The sequence below is a fragment of the Veillonella montpellierensis DSM 17217 genome, from assembly GCF_000426745.1.
Classification (GTDB): Bacteria; Bacillota; Negativicutes; order Veillonellales; family Veillonellaceae; genus Veillonella; species Veillonella montpellierensis.
Genome location: NZ_AUFY01000035.1, coordinates 1 through 1475 on the forward strand (window position 1 = coordinate 1; position 1475 = coordinate 1475).

The 1475-nt window shown below is 37.4% G+C and carries 1 pseudogene; it reads left to right on the plus strand.

Features of this window, described 5'->3' with window-relative positions:
• Positions 1–1475, plus strand: a pseudogene (locus tag K357_RS09795) (hypothetical protein); the annotation flags it as partial.

Below are 1475 nucleotides of genomic sequence, written 5' to 3' on the forward strand. Positions count from 1 at the left end.
TCCAATACTACATTGCCAAAAGATATGACCACCATAAAGGCGGATCAAGCAGCGAGCCAAGGCCAATTAAAAGAAGTTTTGGATAATGCTGTGAAGTATGATAAAAAACAAGATGGTACCGTAGATACAAGTAGCATTACCTTAGAAGGCGGTAATGCTGGTACAGTTATCAAGAATGTAAAAGCTGGCGATGTATCTAGTACTAGCAAAGAAGCTGTCAACGGTAGTCAATTGTACAAGACAAATCAAGGTTTTGATATTTTAGTCGGTGAAGATACAGAGGCTAATCGAGCTAATGTAGCACTTGGACAAGATAAGAAAGAAACAGTTAAATTTGACGCTGGTAAGAACTTAACAGCTTCACTTGATAAAGCATCTAAGAAAGTGTCGTATCGCTTGAATGATGAAATTGTATTAGGCGAAGAAAAAACGGCAGATGCAACAGGTATAAATGGTAAGATCACTATCCATGGTACTACTGGAGAAAAGATGACTATGGATGGGAAAAATGGTGAAGTTATCATTGAAACAAGTGATGAAAATGGCAAGAAGAATGAAGTATTCCTTAAGAGTCATGATGGCACTATGGGCGTTATTGGTAAAGAAAACAATGGAGTCACTTTACACGGGGAAGGATTTGTACAAATCAAAGGCGCTGGCAGTGATAAGGCTATCGATTTGACAACCGAAAAAGGACAAGTTGGTGTTGATGGTCAAGGTAGCTCCACACGTCTTTTGATGAAAGAAGGAAATATTCCTCATGCATTGGCTACTATGGATGATGGCTTGAAATTCATGGGTGATAGTGGCACTACTGTAGGTGTGAAATTAAATAATCAAATCAATATTGTTGGTGGTGTGGAAGCTGAAAAACAAGGCGGCGTAGTTAAGAACTTAACTGATAACAACATCGGCGTTGAATCAATAGTAGATGATCAAAACGGCAAGAATGCGAAGATGAAGATTCGTTTAGCTAAAAAACTTTCTGATTTAGAAAGCATTACCTTTAATAGTCAAGATAAAACAAATCCAATGACGATTGATGGTGCAGGACGTACGATTAAAGATTTAACGACTATGACATTCTTGAAAGATGGTAAGAATAATTTCATTACTGGACTTTCTAATGTAACATGGCCAGCTAAGGACCAAAGAGGTACTGATTTTGATGTATCTAAAGCAGCGACACAGGGACAAATTCAAGATGTAGAAACTGCAGTAGATGAAAAATTCAAGAAGAGCAATGCCGGTTTTGATGTGTATATCAAAGAAAAAACCGATGAAAACACCTTTAATATTGGTCTTGGAAAAGATGAAAAAGAAGCCTTTGGATTCTTAGCGGGTAACGGACTTGAAATCACACGAAAGGATAAAGAAATTACTTATGCTATGAAAGATGACATTACATTAGGTCATAAAAATAGCGATGGTCAAGATGATGGCAAGGATGGTAAATTCACTGTTACCGGTAAAGA